Source organism: Methylobacterium sp. AC315, assembly GCF_979253755.1.
In genome coordinates this window covers 369,673-386,014 of the sequence record NZ_CEEDEA010000002.1, presented here as the reverse complement: position 1 = coordinate 386,014, position 16,342 = coordinate 369,673, and the positions used below count along the sequence as shown (strand labels likewise).

Below are 16,342 nucleotides of genomic sequence, written 5' to 3'. Positions count from 1 at the left end.
CTTATTGAGCCGATCACCCCCATGAATCAACTCGTCCGCATGTCTCAGATCGGTGATGCCGAGGGCGTCCAGGAGCCGTCGGCGGACCTGCGCGTGCCCTTCGCGCAATCCGGTGCCTTCGTGTGCAAGTATATCATCGGCGAGCCGAACGACCGCGCCGTCTGCTGCGGCGCGCCGGTCTCCGACGGCAAGAGCTGGTGCGCGTTCCACCGGCGCATCGTGTTCGAGCCGACCCGCCCCGGCCGTATCCGCTGAGCGTCTGATCGATCAGGTTCCGCGCTGGCCGTCACTGCGTCCGCATGACCTGGATGACGGCGGGCGTGATGATGACGACGAACAGCACCGGCAGGAAGAACAGGATCATCGGCACGGTCAGCTTGGGTGGCAGGCTGGCCGCCTTCTTCTCCGCGTCGTTCATGCGCTGGTCGCGGCTCTCCTGGCTCAGCACCCGGAGCGCCTGGCCGATCGGCGTGCCGTAGCGCTCGGCCTGGATCAGGGCGGTCGCGACCGACTTGACCGGCTCCAGCCCGGTGCGCAGCGACAGGTTCTCGTAGGCCTGCCGCCTGTCGGGCAGGAACGACATCTCGGCCGTCATCAGGGCCAGCTCCTCGGCCAGCACCACCGAGGACGTGGCGATCTCGGTGCTGACCTTCCGGAACGCGTTCTCGACCGCCATCCCCGATTCGACGCAGATCAGCGTCAGGTCGAGGGCATCCGGCCAGGCCCGCTTGATCTCGGCCTGCCGCTTCTTGGCGGTGTTGACCAGGAACAGCTCCGGCGCCTTGATGCCGATATAGGCCGCGCCGATCACCATCCCGATCCGCATCAGGTAGGTGGCGTCGATGGCCTCGAGCACGAACAGGTAGAACACGGCCGCGATCACCGAGGCCACCGGGACGATCAGGCGGAAGAACAGGAACGTCGTCTCGGCGCCCTGGCCGCGATAACCCGCCATCATCAGCTTGCGCTTGGCGGTATCGGTGCCGAGCCAGCGGTGCAGCTGATACCGGTCGACGATGGACTTCATGTAGGCCTTGGGCGCCACGCGCAGGGTCGCCCGGTCGTTCGGCCGGGCCCGGTCCGCCTGGCGCTCCCGCCGCCGGATGAGCTCGCGCTCGTCGCTGACGATCTTCATCCGCTTGGCGAGCTTGTCCGACTCGAAGAAGGGCTGTGCCACCGCGAAGGCGGTCGCGCCCGCCGCGACGGCGGTCAGCAGCGTGCCCATGAAGCGGGGATCGAACAGCTTCTCCGCGATGGCGTCGATCATGGGACGGGATCCGGATCCAACGGGGCTCAGAAGTCGAAGGCGATCATCTTCTTGATCGTGAAGACGCCGATCGACATCCAGATCGCCGCCCCCACCAGCGCGATCGTGCCGACATCCGTCGTCCAGAGCAGCGAGATGTAATCCGGGCTGGTGAGCGTGGTGATGCCCGCCACGCCGAAGGGCAGGCACGCGATGATCGAGGCCGAGGCCTTGGCTTCCATGCTCATCGCCTGGACCTTGCCGCGCATCTTGGCCCGGTCGCGCAGCACCACCGAGAGGTTGTTCAACGCCTCCGACAGGTTGCCGCCGGATTGCTGCTGGATGTTGATCACGATCGCGAAGAAGTTGACCTCGGCGGTCGGCACCCGCTCGAACAGGCGCGAGACCGCCTCGCCGAGCGAGAGACCCATCGCCTGGGTCTCGATCACCGTCCGGAACTCGCTGCGCACCGGCTCCTCGGCCTCGCGCGAGACCATGCGGAAGCAGTCGCCGACGGGGATGCCGGTGCGGATGCCGCGCACCACCACGTCCACCGCGTTGGGCAACTCCTTGTTGAACTTCGCGATGCGCCGGAGCCGCAGGTGGCGCAGCAGCCAGGCGGGGACGCCGAAGCCCCCCGCGAAGGCCGCGCCGGCCGCCGCCACGGGGCTGTCGGTGACGATGAACAGCAGCAGGCCGAGGATCGCGGCGCAGCCCCCCGAGACCGTGTAGAAGGTCCGCTTGGTCCAGCTCAGGCCGGCGCGGGCGAGCTTCAGCTCCAGCGTCGCCGTGTTGGCGTTCTTGGCCTTCGCCTCGATCTCGCTCAGCGTCTTGGCGACCTGCTCCCGCCGGTTGACCGCGACCCCGCGCACCGCCGCCCCGGAGGCCGTGACGCCGATCGACTTCAACCGCTTGCTCGCCCGGCGCTGACCGCCGAGCAGCGGCAGCACCGCCACGTAGGCCACGGCCGCCACGGCGATGCCGATCAGGCCGGCGGCGAGCGGGAGCTGGGACGAATCCGCCATGGTCACGCCCCGTCGACGATCTCGGCGGCGTCGAGCGCCTCGCCGAGCCGGCGGTCGAGGCCGTAGTAGCGGGCGCGCTCCCAGAATTTCGGCCGGCCGACGCCGGTGGAGCGATGGCGCCCGATCAGCTTGCCGTTCGGGTCCTCGCCGACGATGTCGTAGAGGAAGATGTCCTGCGTGGTGATGACGTCGCCCTCCATCCCCAGCACCTCGGTGATGTGGGTGATGCGGCGGGAGCCGTCGCGCAGGCGCATGGCCTGGATTACCACGTCGATCGAGCCGCAGATCATCTCGCGCAGGGTCTTCGACGGCAGCGTGAACCCGCCCATCGAGATCATCGACTCGATGCGCGACAGGCATTCGCGCGGGCTGTTGGCGTGGAGCGTGCCCATCGAGCCGTCATGGCCGGTGTTCATCGCCTGCAGCAGGTCGAACGCCTCGGGGCCGCGGACCTCGCCGACGATGATCCGCTCGGGCCGCATGCGCAGGCAGTTCTTGACGAGGTCGCGCATGGTGACCTGCCCCTGGCCCTCCATGTTGGGCGGGCGCGTCTCCAGGCGGACGACGTGGGGCTGCTGGAGCTGCAGCTCCGCCGCGTCCTCGCAGGTGATGACCCGCTCGTCGTGCTCGATGAAGGCCGTGAGGCAGTTCAGCAGGGTGGTCTTGCCCGAGCCGGTGCCGCCCGAGATGACCACGTTGCAGCGCGACTGGCCGATGATCTTCAGGACCTCGGCACCCTCCGGGGAGATCGCCCCGAAGCGCACGAGCTGCTCGAGGGTCAGCTTGTCCTTCTTGAACTTGCGGATCGTGAGCGCCGGTCCGTCGATGGACAACGGCGGTGCGATGACGTTGACGCGGGAGCCGTCCGGCAGGCGCGCGTCGCAGATCGGCGAGGCGTCGTCGACCCGGCGGCCGACTTGGCTGACGATCCGCTGGCAGATGTTCATCAGCTGCTGGTTGTCGCGGAAGCGGACATTGGTCAGCTGGATCTTGCCGTCGACCTCGATGAAGGTCCGGTTGGCGCCGTTGACCATGATGTCGGCGATGTCGTCGCGGGCGAGCAGCGGCTCCAGCGGGCCGTAGCCGAGCACGTCGTTGCAGATGTCGTCGAGCAGCTCTTCCTGCTCGGCGATCGACAGGACGATGTTCTTGAGCCCGATGATCTCCGTGACGATGTCGCGGATCTCCTCACGGGCGGTCTCGGCGTCGAGGCGCGAGAGCTGCGTGAGGTCGATCGCCTCGATCAGGGCGCCGAAGATCAGGCTCTTGGTCCGGTAATAATCCTCGGAGCGCGGGTTCTCGACCGCCACCGGGGCGGCGGGCTTGGGCGGCGGTTTGGGCGCCGGGGCGGAGTCGCGCAGCACCGGCGCCGTCGGCACGGCGGCCCGCGCGTGCGGGACCGGTGCGGGCGCCGTCGGGGCGGCTCCGGATTGTCGCCTACCGAACATGGGTCAGATCCAAGGCGCCCGCGCGTGGCATCGTCCCGGCGACGGTCTCGCGCATCACGAGGCCTTGCGGCCGGCAAGCTTGGCCAGCAGCGGCTCCAGCAGGCTCGACTTGCTGCGCCGGGTCTCCGGGCGCCCGAGGGTGACCGCCGCCAGGTCGTTGAACAGCTCCGCCACCTTCGAGCCGGCCTGGATCTCGGCGATCATCTGGCCGTTGTTGGCAGCGGTGCCGAACAGGGTCGGCTCGAACGGGATCGTGGCCGCGATCGGCGCGTCCAGGGCCTTGGCGAACTCGGCCGTGCCGATCTCCGGCCGCTTGGCCATGCCGACGCCGTTGAGCAGGATCCGGGGCGGCTGGTCGTTCGGGCGACCGTGCTTGAGCGCCCCGAGCAGGTTCTTGGCGTTGCGCAGGCAGGCGAGGTCGGGCCCGGCGACGATCAGGATCTCGTCGGCCGCGGTGAGCACGCGCTTCGACCACGCGTTCCACTGGTGCGGGATGTCGAGGACGACGCAGGGCACGCTGGCGCGCAGGTACTCGATCAGGGAATCGAAGGCCGGCTCGGACAGGTCGATGGTCCGGTCGAGGCTCGCCGGGGCCGAGAGCAGGCTCAGGTTGTCGCTGCACTTCGACAGCAGCCGCTCGACCAGGGCTGAATCCAGGCGCTCGGGGGCGAATACCGCCTCGGCGATGCCCTGCGGCGGGTCCTGGTTGAAGTTGAGCGAGGCGGTGCCGAAGGCGATGTCGAGGTCGGCGATCACGGTCTGGACGCCCTGGTTGCGGGCGACCGACCAGGCGAAGTTGTGCGCCACCGTGGAGGCCCCGATGCCGCCCTTGACGCCGTAGACCGCCACGGTGCGGCCCACAGGTTTGACGCCCGGCGCCGTGAACAGGTCGGAGATCGCCGCGATCAGGGTCAGCGGATCCACCGGCGCCATCAGGTAGTCGGAGACGCCGCGCTGGATCAGCTGCCGGTACAGGGTCACGTCGTTGACGTGGCCGATCACCAGGACGCGGGTGCCCTCGTCGCAGACTTCGGCCAGGGCATCGAGGCACTCGACCGGCTTCGAGCGCACGCCCTGCGTCTCGATGACGACGACGTTGGGAGTCGGCGCGTGCCGGTAGGCCTCGATCGCGGCGGCACCGCCTCCCATGCGGACCTTGACCTGGGCCTTCTGCATGCGCCGGTCGAGGGCTGCGCCCTCGATCATCGCGGCGGTCTCGCCGGTCTCGCAGAAGGCCTGGATCGTGATCCGGGGCACCGGGGCGATCGTGCGCTCGGATGTCTCGGACGGGTCCGCCATGACGGCACTTTCGGGTTCGTGGTCGAGTCGCGGCGTCGGGGACCAGGGGGCGCGCACCGTTCGTCCTAGTTGGTGACTTGGGACTTGACGGCGTTGGTCCCATCTTGCCGCCATGTGGTTGACGGATCCTTGCCTTCCCGCAACTGGCCGATGTCCCGGACGCGCTTGACCGTGTCGATCCGGCCCTCCGGCCGGCCGCGCACCAAGTCGACGGGATCGGCCACCTGGGCGGCGAGCGTGGCCTGGGTGGCGCAACCGAGATTCCAGCTCGGGCGGTTGCCGTAATCGGACGCGAAGTTCGAGGTGCCGAGATCCTGGGGCCATAATCCGCACTGGTCGGCGACCTTGGCCTGCATGCGCTGGAAGCTTAGGCGGATCGGCGCGGCGAGGCCGGGGGCCGCGACCGGATAGGCCGACAGGGTGACCTCGCGGGCGCCGACGCCGTCCTCGGTGCCGCGCCGGCTCAAGGCCGCGGCCGTGCGCTCCACGGCGGCGGCCTGCGCCGGCGGCAGGCCCCGGGGCACCTCCATCAGGATCCCGCCGCGGCCGTAGCGGCGGTATTCCAGCATGAAGGCGTCGATGTCGCCGGCCTGGCGCGGGTCGAGATGGCCCGGCCCGGTGGCGAACACGTCGAGACTGCGGGTGCCGTCGGCCAGGACGATCGGGTGGCGCGCCCGGTAATCCGACAGGTCGATCCCCCCGGTGGTGGCGGGCTCGCCCTTGCAGGCGGCGGCCAGCAATCCGAGCGCGCAGGCGGCCAGGAGGTTGGACTGGGCGGGCAGGGAACGTCGGGGCAGGGAACGTCGGGTCATGGATCCGGTCCTGGAAGCGGGGCGCTACTCGACGATGAAGCCGACGCGGCCACGATAGGTGCGCCCGAGAGGGGCGGCGCCGACCTTGCCGTAGAGGCGGTTGACCTGCCCGAGCAGCACCGCCTGCCCGTCGGTGGCGTCGACGAAGTTGTCGTCGGGCCGGGTCACCTGCTTGGGCTCCATCGCTCGGGCGATGAACGGGGTGCACATGATCATCAGCTCGGTCTCCATGCGCTGGTAGTCCCGGGACCGGAACAGCGCGCCGAGGATCGGCAAGTTCACCAGGCCGGGCAGGCCGGTGATCGCCTGCTTGTTGACCTGCTGGATCAGGCCGGCGGTCATCATCACGCCGCCCGACGGCAGCTCGACCGTGGTCTCGGAGCGGCGCACCCGGGTGCCCGGGATGGCGGTGGTGACGCCGTCGTTCGTGTAGTTGAAGCTGTTCTGGGGATCGATCTCGGTCACATCGGTGGCGACGCGGATCGATATGCGGTTGTCGGCCAGAACAACGGGGGTGAAGCTCAACGCCACACCGTAGGGCTTGAAGGTGATCCCCGGCGCAGAACAGATGCCGCCGACACAGCTCGATGCCGCGGAGGGTACCGGAAACTCGCCGCCGGCCAAGAACTTCGCCGCCTCACCGGAGATCGCGGTCAGCGTGGGCTCCGCCAGAACCCGTGAGACACCGGCCTGCTCGAAGGCCTTGAGGGTTGCCTGCAGCGAGAAGCCGGCGCCTTGGACCGAGGCCTGGATCTGGTTGCCGGTGGGTGTCGTTCCGCCCGTGATCGGGAATGGCAGGTTGTTGGTCAGGGCCGGCGACGCCGCCGAGCCGAGCGGATTCAACGCCGACCAATTGCCGGTCATGTTGATCCCGAACTGCTTCAGCACGGTGCGGGACACCTCGACCACGGTGACGCGCAGCATCACCTGGTCCTTGTTGCGGATCGTCAGGTTGTTGATCACCGCGCCCCGCGCCCCGGCCGAGACGCCGCCGCTCGGCGCACCGGTGGCGGCCGCGGCCCCGCCCAGGCCGACGAAGGCGTTGGCGATGTCGATCGCCTGCTGGGCGTCCGAGGAGGAGTTGACCGAGCCCGACAGCAGGACCGAGGCGCCCGACGAGCGCACGTCGAAGCGACCGCCCGGGATGCTCTGGCCGAGCAGTTCGCGCAAAGTCCCGAGGTTCAGGTCCCGGGCCACGGTCACGTCGAGGGCGGCGATCTGGCGGCCCTCGGCGTCGAGGATGAAGATCGAGGTCGCGCCGTCGGCCATGCCGATCACGAACACCTTCCGGGTCGAGCGGACCACCGCGTTGGCCACCGCCGGGTTGGCGACGAACACCTCCTTGGCGTCCCGCGGCAGGTCGACGATCACCGAGCGGCCCGCGGTCAGCTCGACCCGGCGGGACGAGGCGGCCTCCGCCGAGCCGACGGTGAGCACCGGCGCGGGCCCGAGCGTCGGCCGCCCCTGCCCGAGGGCGGGGCCCCCGGCCACCAGGGCGAGCAGCGCGAGGATGCGCGCCGGGCGGAGGAGGGTCGGCAGGTCGGTCATGGGGGTCACGGCGTCTGCTGCCGCGCGACGCCGAAGCGCACGACGGTCAATCCGGGTTCGGGCGTCTGCGCCATCGCGGCCTCGCCCGGATGGGCTTCGACCGGCTGGGCCTCGGGGGGGCGTCCCGCATCCGCGAGGCTGCGCAGCGACAGCGACAGCGTGCCGACCTTCTGGGCGAGCGTCAGCGTCTCGGCCTGGGCGGGGGTGACGGCGAGCGTGGCGGTCTCGCCGGTGACGACGTTGGTGCCGTTCTTCTCCTGGATCAGCTGACCGATCGCCAGGACGCGGATATCGGTCAGGATCGTCTGGGAGAGCTGCACCTCGCTGTTGTTGGCGCGCGAGTTCGCGTCGTCGCGAAAGGTGCGGATCACGTCGATGCGGTCGTTGGGCAGGATGAAGCCGCCGGCGGAGTTGGTGCCGCGGCTGTCGGTGACGATGGCGACCGCGCGCATCCCGGAGGGCAGGATCGCGGCCATGAACCCGCTGTCGGGCCGGACCAGCTTCTGCGCCCGGATCGGCTCGCCGGCGAGGAAGCTCGAACGCACGGAGGCGCCGACCGTCTCGTCCAGCGCCTTCGCGTTGTCCTTGCGGCTGATGTAGCCGGCCGTCATGGCGGCATCCGGCCAGAGCTGCCAGCGCAGGTCCGCGGCCCGCAGCACCTGTCCCATGGGCATGTCGGCGGCGGCCACCAGCACCTCGGTCGTCGGGGCCGGCGGCGGTTGCTCGGCCTTCGGGGCCGGCGGCGGCGGAGGCGGGTCGCCGCCGCTCATCAGGAAGGCCGCCCCGCTGCCCGCTGCGAGGGCGATGCCGAGGACGGCGAGACGGGCTGGATTCATCGCATCGCCACGCGCCGGAGACGGCCGAATTGCCGTCCATCCCCGGACCCTGGGGGGCCATTCGTGTACTTATGGTTAAGGTATTATAACTGCGCCGGTCGGATACGGTCCGGAAACGGGGCGGTTGCCGGGCCTGTCACAACCGGCGCGATCTCTCACCTGCGGCCCAATCCTGGCCGTGGCGCAGCATCCGCGGCTGCAATAGTCTTCGCCCGAACCCGCGTCAGAATCGGGTGCTCGGATCATCCGGGCAAAACATGCCGGGGAGTGACATGATCAGGACATTTGGCGGTGCGGTGCTGGTCACCGCCCTGGCTCTGGGCTCGGGCCCGGCGGCCGCCCAGGGTGCCGCGGCCGGCGCCTTCTCGGGCAACGCGCTGCGCATCGGCGTGCTCAACGACCAGTCCGGCCTCTATGCCCAGTTCGGCGGCCAGGGCTCCGTGGAGGCCGCCCGCATGGCGGTGGAGGATTTCGGCGGCAAGGTCGACGGCGTGCCGATCGAGATCCTCGCGGCCGACCACCAGAACAAGCCGGACATCGCCTCGGGCATCGCCCGGCAATGGTACGACCGCGACGGCGTCGACGCGATCATGGAGCTGACCACCTCGTCGGTGGCGCTGGCGGTCCAGGGCCTGTCCCGCGAGAAGAAGAAGATCACGATCACCACCGGGGCGGCCTCCAGCGACCTCACCGGCAAGGCGTGCACGCCCTACGGCTACCACTGGGCCTACGACACCCGGGCGCTGGCGGTCGGCACAGGCGGCGCGCTGACCCGGGCCGGCGGCGACACCTGGTTCTTCCTCACCGCCGACTACGCCTTCGGCTCGGCGCTGGAGGCCGATACCAGCCGCGTCGTGCTGGCCAACAACGGCAAGGTGCTAGGCAGCGTCCGCCACCCGCTCTCGAACCAGGACTTCTCCTCGTTCCTGCTTCAGGCGCAGGGCTCGAAGGCCAAGGTGATCGGGCTCGCCAATGCCGGGCTGGACACCTCCAACGCGATCAAGCAGGCGGCCGAGTACGGCATCGTCGAGGGCGGCCAGAAGCTCGCGGCCCTGCTGTTCACCCTCTCGGAGGTGGAGGGGCTCGGCCTCAAGGTCGCGCAGGGCCTGACCCTGACCGAGGGCTGGTACTGGGATGCCAACGACGAGACCCGCGCCTTCGGCCAGCGCTACATGAAGCGCACCGGCCGGATGCCCAACATGATCCAGGCCGGCACCTACTCGGCCCTGCTGTCCTACCTGAAGGCCGTCAAGGCCGCCGGCACCGACGAGACCGAGGCGGTCAACGCCAAGCTCAAGGCGCTCCCGGTGGACGACGTGTTCGCCCACGGCGGCACGGTGCAGCCGAACGGCCGCATGGTGCACGACATGTACCTGTTCGAGGTCAAGAAGCCGGCCGAGTCGAAGGGCCCGTGGGACCTCTACAAGCAACTCGCGACCATCCCGGGCAAGGAAGCCTACGCGAGCCCGGCCGAGAGCGGCTGCCCGCTGACGGCGGCGGCGAAGTAATAGGCGCTCTTATCGTGAGGCGAGGGCCGTCAAGGATTTGAAGGCCCTTGCTCTTGCAGAACGCGACGCGCTCCCTTCCCCGCACGGGCTAACGATATTCTCACATCGCTGCCGGATTTGGGCCAAGGCTAACCCCAGACGCGTCTCCCTCCCCCCTCTGCGGGGGAGGGTGGGCCGGCCGTCAGGCCGGGTCGGGAGAGGGGAACCCGGCTTCCGGAAGAAGGCCGCGCAGGGGTGAAGGCCGGCGCTTTCTCCTGCACCGTGGTTCCCCTCTCCCGACCCCCTTCGGGGGCCACCCTCCCCCGCAAAGGGGGAGGGAGAGCCGCTGTGTCTCCCGTGTGTTCTGCCGACCCGATGTGTGAATCCGCAAGCTCGTACGGGCGAGGAGACCAGCGCTTTTCACCAGCGACGATTAGGCCGCCCAGACCCGCCGGTACAGCGCCTGGATCTCCTCCGCGCTCGGCTCGACCGGGTTGTTGGCGGGGGACCCGGAGGCGAGCGCCTGCGCGGCCATGGTCGGGATCAGGGCCTCCCAGCGGGCCGGGTCGATCCCGTATTCCCGGGGGCCGGGCACGTCGAGGTCGTCGTTGAGGGCTTCGAGTTCCGCCACCAGGGCGTTGACGGCGGCCCGGTCGTCGCCGTCGAGGCCGGGGATGCCCATGGCCCGGGCGCAGGCGGCGTAGCGCGCCACCGCGGCGGGGGCCGAGAAGGCCGTCACCACCGGCAGCAGCATCGCGTTCGAGAGCCCGTGCGCCACGTGGAAATGCGCGCCGATCGGCCGGCTCATGCCGTGGACCAGCGCCACCGACGCGTTCGAGAAGGCGATGCCGGCCTGGGTCGCGCCGAGCATCATCGCCTCCCGGGCCGCCCGGTCGCTGGGGTCGGTCCAGACCCGGCGCAGGTTCGGCGCGATCAGGCGCATCGCCTGGAGCGCGAGCCCGTCCGAGAACAGGTTGGATTTGCGCGAGACGTAGGCCTCGATGGCGTGGGTCAGCGCATCGATGCCGGTGTCGGCGGAGAGGCGCTTGGGCTTGGTCAGGGTCAGTTCGTAGTCGACCAGCGCGGCCACCGGCAGGTAGGCCAGCCCGATGCAGAGCATCTTCTCGTCCGAGGTCTCGTCGGTGACGATGGTGAAGCGGGTCGCCTCCGAGCCGGTGCCGGCCGTGGTGGGGATCGCCACGATCGGCAGGCCGGGCTCGTCCTGCAGGCGGGGCGCCTTGTAGTCGCGCATGTGGCCCCCGTGGCGGGCGAGCACCGCCACCGCCTTCGCGGTGTCCATCGGGCTGCCGCCGCCGAAGCCGACCACGCAGTCGAAGTCGCCGGCCTTGAGCGCGGCGAGCGCCGCCTCCACGGAAGCCACGGTCGGGTCCGGCACGGTCTCGGAGAAGATCGTTCCGCGGGCACCCGCGCTGGCGAGCCGTTCGAGCAGCGTGTCGGTGCGGCCGCTGCTGACGAGATAGGGGTCGGTGACCACGAAGGGGCGGGACAGGCCGAGCTGGCCCAGGATCTCCGGCAGCAGCCGCGAGGCGCCGGCGCCGATGCGCATCAGCCGCGGCAGGGCGATCGAGGCAACCATGTTATTGATCCTTGGCTTAGAGACGGTTCGGGCCTTCCGGTAACTGTCGATCTTAGGACTTGGGCCGCCGCCGCGAAACCGCCGGCGCTTACACGGACGGCCCGGCGAACAGCGCGCCCGCCGCCTCGACCTCGCCGGCGATGAAGCCCGCCACCGCCCGGATATGGGCCGCCTTCCGGTGGTCCTCGTGGATGTGCATGTGGAACGAGCGGGTCAGCGACACCGCCCCGGGCAGGACCGGCGCCAGCCCGGGATGGGCCGCCGCGATGAAGGCCGGCAGGATGCACAAGCCGGCGCCGTTCAGCGTCGCGTGGACCTGGGCGAGCAGGTTGGTCGAGCGCAGCCGCGCCGAGACCGCCGTCTCGAGCGCGCCGAGATAGTTCAGCTCGCGCGCGAACAGCATGTCCTCGATATAGCCGACGAACGGATGCGCCGTGAGGTCCGGGATGCCGGCGATCGCGGGCGCTGCCGTGAGGTAAGCCTCGGATCCGTAGACGAACAGCCGGTAATCGGTGAGGCGGCGCGCCACCACCCGGGCCTGCTGCGGGGTCGACAGCCCGATGACGATGTCGGCCTCGCGCTTCGACAGGCTGAAGATCCGGGCTGTGGCCATGATCTCGACCTCCAGCCCCGGGTGACGCTCGGTCAGCCGGTGCATCCGCGAGGCCAGGAACACGCTGCCGAACCCGTCCGGGGCCCCGATCCGCACGGTGCCGGAGACGGATTGCGCGCCGGCCTCCGTGGCGGCGCTGGCGGACAGGAAGGCGCTCTCCATGGCCTCGGCCACGGCCATCAGGTTGGCGCCGTCCTCGGTGAGCGCGTAGCCGACGTTGCTGCGGTGGAACAGGCGGGCGCCGAGGCCTTCCTCCAGCGCGCGGATCCGACGCCCCACGGTGGTGTGCTCGGTGCCGGTCCGGGTCGCGGCGGCGCTCAGGGTGCCGGTGCGCGCCACCGCCAGGAAGAAGCGCAGATCGTCCCAGTTGCGTCCGGCCCGGCTCATGGTCGCAAACCCGCTGTGCATCGATGCACGACAGATGTAAGCGCATCCGGCTTTATCGTTCAAGCGATCCTGCTAGGCTGCGCCAAAACCAAACCCAACACGACATCAGGGAGGCGCGCATGCGCAAGATCGGGCACTTCATCGGCGGCCGTACCGTGGGCGGCGAGAGCGGGCGATTCGCCGACGTGTTCCACCCCTCGACCGGGGAGGTCCAGGCCCAGGTCGCGCTGGCCAGCAAGGCCGAGATGCGGGCCGCCATCGAGAACGCCGCGGCGGCTCAGCCGGCCTGGGCGGCCACCAACCCGCAGAAGCGCGCCCGGGTGATGATGCGCTTCCTGGAGCTGATCCGCGGCGAGCACGACGCGCTGGCGGAGCTGCTCGCCTCCGAGCACGGCAAGACCGTCCCCGACGCCAAGGGCGACATCCAGCGCGGTGTCGAGGTGGTCGAGTTCGCCTGCGGCATCCCGCACCTGCTCAAGGGCGAGTACACCGAGGGCGCCGGCCCGGGCATCGACGTCTACTCCCTGCGCCAGCCGCTCGGCGTCGTGGCCGGCATCACGCCGTTCAACTTCCCGGCGATGATCCCGCTGTGGAAATGCGCCCCCGCCATCGCGTGCGGCAACGCCTTCATCCTGAAGCCGTCCGAGCGCGACCCGAGCGTGCCGCTGCGCATCGCCGAGATCTTCCTGGAGGCCGGGCTGCCGCCGGGCATCCTCAACGTCGTCAACGGCGACAAGGAAGCGGTCGACGCGATCCTCGACGACGAGGACATCCGCGCGGTGGGCTTCGTCGGCTCCTCGCAGATCGCCGAGTACATCTACGTCCGCTCCGCCCAGACGGGGAAGCGCGCCCAGTGCTTCGGCGGCGCCAAGAACCACATGATCATCATGCCGGACGCCGACATGGGCCAGGCGGTCGATGCGCTGATCGGCGCCGGCTACGGCTCGGCCGGCGAGCGCTGCATGGCGATCTCGGTGGCGGTGCCGGTGGGCGAGGCCACCGCCGACCGCCTGATGGAGAAGCTGATCCCGCGGGTCGAGTCACTCAAGATCGGCCCGTCGCATGACGGCTCGGCCGATTACGGCCCGCTGGTCACAGCCGAGGCGGTCCGGAAGGTCGCGGGATACATCGACCAGGGCGTCGCCGAGGGCGCGCATCTGGCCGTCGACGGCCGCGGCTTCAAGCTCCAGGGCTACGAGAACGGCTTCTACATGGGCGGCTCGCTGTTCGACCGCGTCACCCCCGACATGACGATCTACAAGGAGGAGATCTTCGGTCCGGTCCTCTCGGTGGTGCGGGCGCAGAACTACGAGGAGGCGCTGGCGCTGCCCTCGACCCACCAGTACGGCAACGGCGTCGCGATCTTCACCCAGGACGGCGACGCGGCGCGCGACTTCACCGCCCGGGTGAACGTCGGCATGGTCGGCGTCAACGTGCCGATCCCGGTCCCGATCGCCTACCACACCTTCGGCGGCTGGAAGCGCTCGGGCTTCGGCGACCTGAACCAGCATGGGCCGGACTCGATCCGCTTCTACACCAAAACCAAGACCGTCACGCAGCGCTGGCCGAGCGGCATCAAGAGCGGGGCAGAGTTCTCCATCCCGACGATGCGGTAGGGGCATTTTAACCCTCCCCCCTCTGCGGGGGAGGGTGCCGCGCGGAGGCGCGGCGGGAGAGGGGCAACGCGACGGTGCAGGATCTCGCGCCCGTCGCGACCTGTCCGGAAACGTCGCTCCCCTCTTGCGGGACTTCGTCCCGACCCCTGCTGACGCAGGGGCCATCTTCCCCCGCAGAGGGGGAGGGAAGCGTCCGTTCTGACCTATTGGAGTGATGCCCATGAGTTTCGGGCTCGATGAGGACCGGACCGCGATCCGCGAGATGGCGCTCGGCTTCGCGGCCGAGCACATCGCGCCGCATGCCCTGGACTGGGACAGGGACAAGACCTTCCCGGTCGAGACCCTGCGGGCCGCCGCGGCGCTCGGCATGGCCGGCATCTACGTCCGCGAGGATGTCGGCGGCTCGGGCCTGTCGCGGCTCGACGCCGCCCTGATCTTCGAGGCGCTGAGCACCGGCTGCCCGACCGTGGCGGCGTTCCTGTCGATCCACAACATGTGCGCCTGGATGATCGACGCCTACGGCGACGCGGACCAGCGCCGGCGCTGGATCCCGGGCCTGATGGGCATGGAGACGATCGCCAGCTACTGCCTGACCGAGCCGGGCTCGGGCTCGGACGCGGCGGCGCTGCGCACCCGCGCCGAGCGGGACGGCGACGATTACGTGCTGACCGGCGAGAAGCAGTTCATCTCGGGCGCCGGCGTCAGCGACATCTACGTCTGCATGGTCCGCACCGGCGAGGCGGGGCCGAAGGGCATCTCGGCGATCGTGGTCGAGAAGGGGACACCCGGCCTCTCCTTCGGCGCGGAAGAGCGCAAGATGGGCTGGAACGCCCAGCCGACCCGGGCCGTGCGGTTCGACGGCTGCCGGGTTCCGGTGGCCAACCGCCTGGGCGCGGAGGGCCAGGGCTTCCGGATCGCCATGAGCGGCCTCGACGGCGGCCGGCTCAACATCGCCGCCTGCGCCCTGGGCGGCGCCCAGTCGGCCCTCGACAAGAGCCTGGCCTACATGGCCGACCGGCGCGCCTTCGGGGCGAAGCTCACGGATTTCCAGGCGCTCCAGTTCCGGCTGGCCGACATGGCCACGTCCCTGGAGGTGTCGCGCACCTTCCTGCGCCACGCCGCCGCGGCGCTCGACGCCAAGGATCCGGCCGCCACGCAGCTCTGCGCCATGGCCAAGCGCCACGTCACCGACGCCGCCTTCGAGGTCGCGAACCAGGCCCTGCAGCTCCACGGCGGTTACGGCTATCTCGCCGAGTACGGCATCGAGAAGATCGTCCGCGACCTGCGGGTGCACCAGATCCTCGAAGGCACCAACGAGATCATGCGGGTGATCATCGCCCGCGCGCTGACCGGGGGACGCTGATGAGCGATGTGATCGTCGAGCGCGTCGGCGCGCTGGGGCGCCTGCGCCTCGACCGGCCGAAGGCCCTGAACGCCCTGACCCACGGCATGGTCCTGGAGATCGACGCCGCCCTGAACCAGTTCTCCGCCGATCCCGGCATCGCCGCGGTGCTGCTCACCGGCGAGGGCGAGCGCGGTCTGTGTGCCGGCGGCGACCTGCGCGGCCTCTACGATAACGCCGGCACCGCCTTCGCCGAAGCCTTCTGGCGGGACGAGTACCGGCTGGATTCCCGCATCGCCGCCTATGAAAAACCGTTCGTGGCGGTGATGGACGGCATCACCATGGGCGGCGGCGTTGGCCTCGCGGGGCATGCCGCCCACCGGATCGTCACCGAGCGCTCGCGCGTGGCCATGCCGGAGACCGGCATCGGCTACCTGCCGGATGTCGGCGGCACTTGGCTGCTGCCCCGGGCGCCCGGACAGGTCGGCACCTATCTCGGCCTGACCGGAGAGCCGGTCGGCGCCGCCGATGCGATTTACTGCGGGCTCGCCGACCTGCTGGTGCCCGTGCAGGCGCTGCCCGACCTGATCGACGCGCTGTCGGCTCTGCAGCCCGAGGCCGGCGACGCGGGCGTGCGCGACGTGCTCGGCCGGCTGGCGCGCGACCCCGGCGAACCGCCCCTGGCGCAGCATCGCGCGCTCATCGACCGGTGCTTCGCCTTCGACATGGTCGACGAGATCCTGTCTGCCCTGGCGGCGGACGGCTCGGATTTCGCGGCGGCGGCCCGGAAGACCCTGCTGGCCAAGTCCCCGTCGAGCCTGGTCCTGACGCTCTGCCTGCTGCGCCTGGGCCGGCGCTCGCCCAACCTCGAAGCCTGCCTGGAGCGCGAGTTCCACGCCTCGCTGGCGCTGCTGGAGGAGGGCGATTTCCGCGAGGGCATCCGCGCCGCGGTGATCGACAAGGACAAGTCTCCACGCTGGAACCCGCCGCGCCTCGACGCGGTCGATCCGGCCTGCATCGCCCGCTGGCTGGAGACGCGGGCGGACCCGGTTTTTCCGGGCTCGCGCACGGGGCCGGTGTGATGTG

The 16,342-nt window shown here is 70.2% G+C and carries 14 protein-coding genes; 5 read left to right on the top strand and 9 right to left on the bottom strand.

Annotated features, from left to right (window positions below; translation table 11 throughout):
• Nucleotides 1-21: 21 nt before the first annotated feature.
• Nucleotides 22-255, top strand: a complete 234-nt coding sequence (locus AC0IY0_RS04570; protein ID WP_147856381.1) for a GcrA family cell cycle regulator — start codon at nucleotides 22-24, stop codon at nucleotides 253-255.
• 31 nt (nucleotides 256-286) lie between these two features.
• Here the strand turns inward: AC0IY0_RS04570 and AC0IY0_RS04565 are convergent, their stop codons facing one another.
• The 7 genes from AC0IY0_RS04565 to cpaB all read right to left on the bottom strand — a co-directional run bounded on the left by AC0IY0_RS04565 (nucleotide 287) and on the right by cpaB (nucleotide 8,214).
• Nucleotides 287-1,267, bottom strand: a complete 981-nt coding sequence (locus AC0IY0_RS04565; protein WP_147909266.1) for a type II secretion system F family protein — start codon at nucleotides 1,265-1,267, stop codon at nucleotides 287-289.
• A 26-nt stretch (nucleotides 1,268-1,293) separates the two neighbouring features.
• A complete protein-coding gene (locus AC0IY0_RS04560) occupies nucleotides 1,294-2,271 on the bottom strand; it encodes a type II secretion system F family protein (RefSeq protein ID WP_147940653.1) in 978 nt (325 codons plus the stop codon).
• A 2-nt stretch (nucleotides 2,272-2,273) separates the two neighbouring features.
• Complete coding sequence (locus AC0IY0_RS04555; RefSeq protein WP_147909264.1) at nucleotides 2,274-3,719, bottom strand: CpaF family protein; 1,446 nt, start codon at nucleotides 3,717-3,719, stop codon at nucleotides 2,274-2,276.
• A gap of 54 nt (nucleotides 3,720-3,773) precedes the next feature.
• A complete protein-coding gene (locus AC0IY0_RS04550) occupies nucleotides 3,774-5,018 on the bottom strand; it encodes a CpaE/TadZ family protein (protein WP_147909263.1) in 1,245 nt (414 codons plus the stop codon).
• Nucleotides 5,019-5,083: 65 nt separating this feature from the next.
• Nucleotides 5,084-5,830: a CpaD family pilus assembly protein gene (locus AC0IY0_RS04545; protein ID WP_147940651.1), complete on the bottom strand. Its 747-nt coding sequence runs from the start codon at nucleotides 5,828-5,830 to the stop codon at nucleotides 5,084-5,086.
• Between the two features lie 24 nt (nucleotides 5,831-5,854).
• Nucleotides 5,855-7,378: a type II and III secretion system protein family protein gene (locus AC0IY0_RS04540; protein ID WP_471763173.1), complete on the bottom strand. Its 1,524-nt coding sequence runs from the start codon at nucleotides 7,376-7,378 to the stop codon at nucleotides 5,855-5,857.
• Nucleotides 7,379-7,383: 5 nt separating this feature from the next.
• Nucleotides 7,384-8,214 carry a Flp pilus assembly protein CpaB gene (cpaB, locus tag AC0IY0_RS04535; RefSeq protein ID WP_471763172.1) on the bottom strand — a complete coding sequence of 277 codons (831 nt, stop codon included), beginning with the start codon at nucleotides 8,212-8,214 and terminating at the stop codon, nucleotides 7,384-7,386.
• 296 nt (nucleotides 8,215-8,510) lie between these two features.
• Between cpaB and AC0IY0_RS04530 the strand changes: the two genes are divergently transcribed.
• Complete coding sequence (locus AC0IY0_RS04530; protein ID WP_471763226.1) at nucleotides 8,511-9,722, top strand: ABC transporter substrate-binding protein; 1,212 nt, start codon at nucleotides 8,511-8,513, stop codon at nucleotides 9,720-9,722.
• A 412-nt stretch (nucleotides 9,723-10,134) separates the two neighbouring features.
• Here AC0IY0_RS04530 and AC0IY0_RS04525 read toward each other — a convergent pair whose 3' ends face one another.
• Both AC0IY0_RS04525 and AC0IY0_RS04520 read right to left on the bottom strand, forming a co-directional pair.
• A complete protein-coding gene (locus AC0IY0_RS04525; protein WP_461230617.1) occupies nucleotides 10,135-11,298 on the bottom strand; it encodes an iron-containing alcohol dehydrogenase in 1,164 nt (387 codons plus the stop codon).
• Between the two features lie 88 nt (nucleotides 11,299-11,386).
• A complete protein-coding gene (locus tag AC0IY0_RS04520; RefSeq protein ID WP_461230618.1) occupies nucleotides 11,387-12,298 on the bottom strand; it encodes a LysR family transcriptional regulator in 912 nt (303 codons plus the stop codon).
• Between the two features lie 119 nt (nucleotides 12,299-12,417).
• On the opposite strand from AC0IY0_RS04520, the gene AC0IY0_RS04515 reads away from it, so the two are divergent.
• The 3 genes from AC0IY0_RS04515 to AC0IY0_RS04505 all read left to right on the top strand — a co-directional run bounded on the left by AC0IY0_RS04515 (nucleotide 12,418) and on the right by AC0IY0_RS04505 (nucleotide 16,338).
• Nucleotides 12,418-13,914: a CoA-acylating methylmalonate-semialdehyde dehydrogenase gene (locus AC0IY0_RS04515; protein ID WP_147909257.1), complete on the top strand. Its 1,497-nt coding sequence runs from the start codon at nucleotides 12,418-12,420 to the stop codon at nucleotides 13,912-13,914.
• Nucleotides 13,915-14,134: 220 nt separating this feature from the next.
• Nucleotides 14,135-15,277, top strand: coding sequence for an isobutyryl-CoA dehydrogenase (locus AC0IY0_RS04510; RefSeq protein WP_471763171.1), 1,143 nt, complete (start codon nucleotides 14,135-14,137; stop codon nucleotides 15,275-15,277).
• On the top strand, nucleotides 15,277-16,338 hold the full coding sequence (locus AC0IY0_RS04505; protein ID WP_471763170.1) for an enoyl-CoA hydratase/isomerase family protein: 1,062 nt from the start codon (nucleotides 15,277-15,279) through the stop codon (nucleotides 16,336-16,338). The genes AC0IY0_RS04510 and AC0IY0_RS04505 overlap by 1 nt, the downstream gene beginning before the upstream one ends.
• The last annotated feature ends 4 nt before the right edge of the window (nucleotides 16,339-16,342 follow it).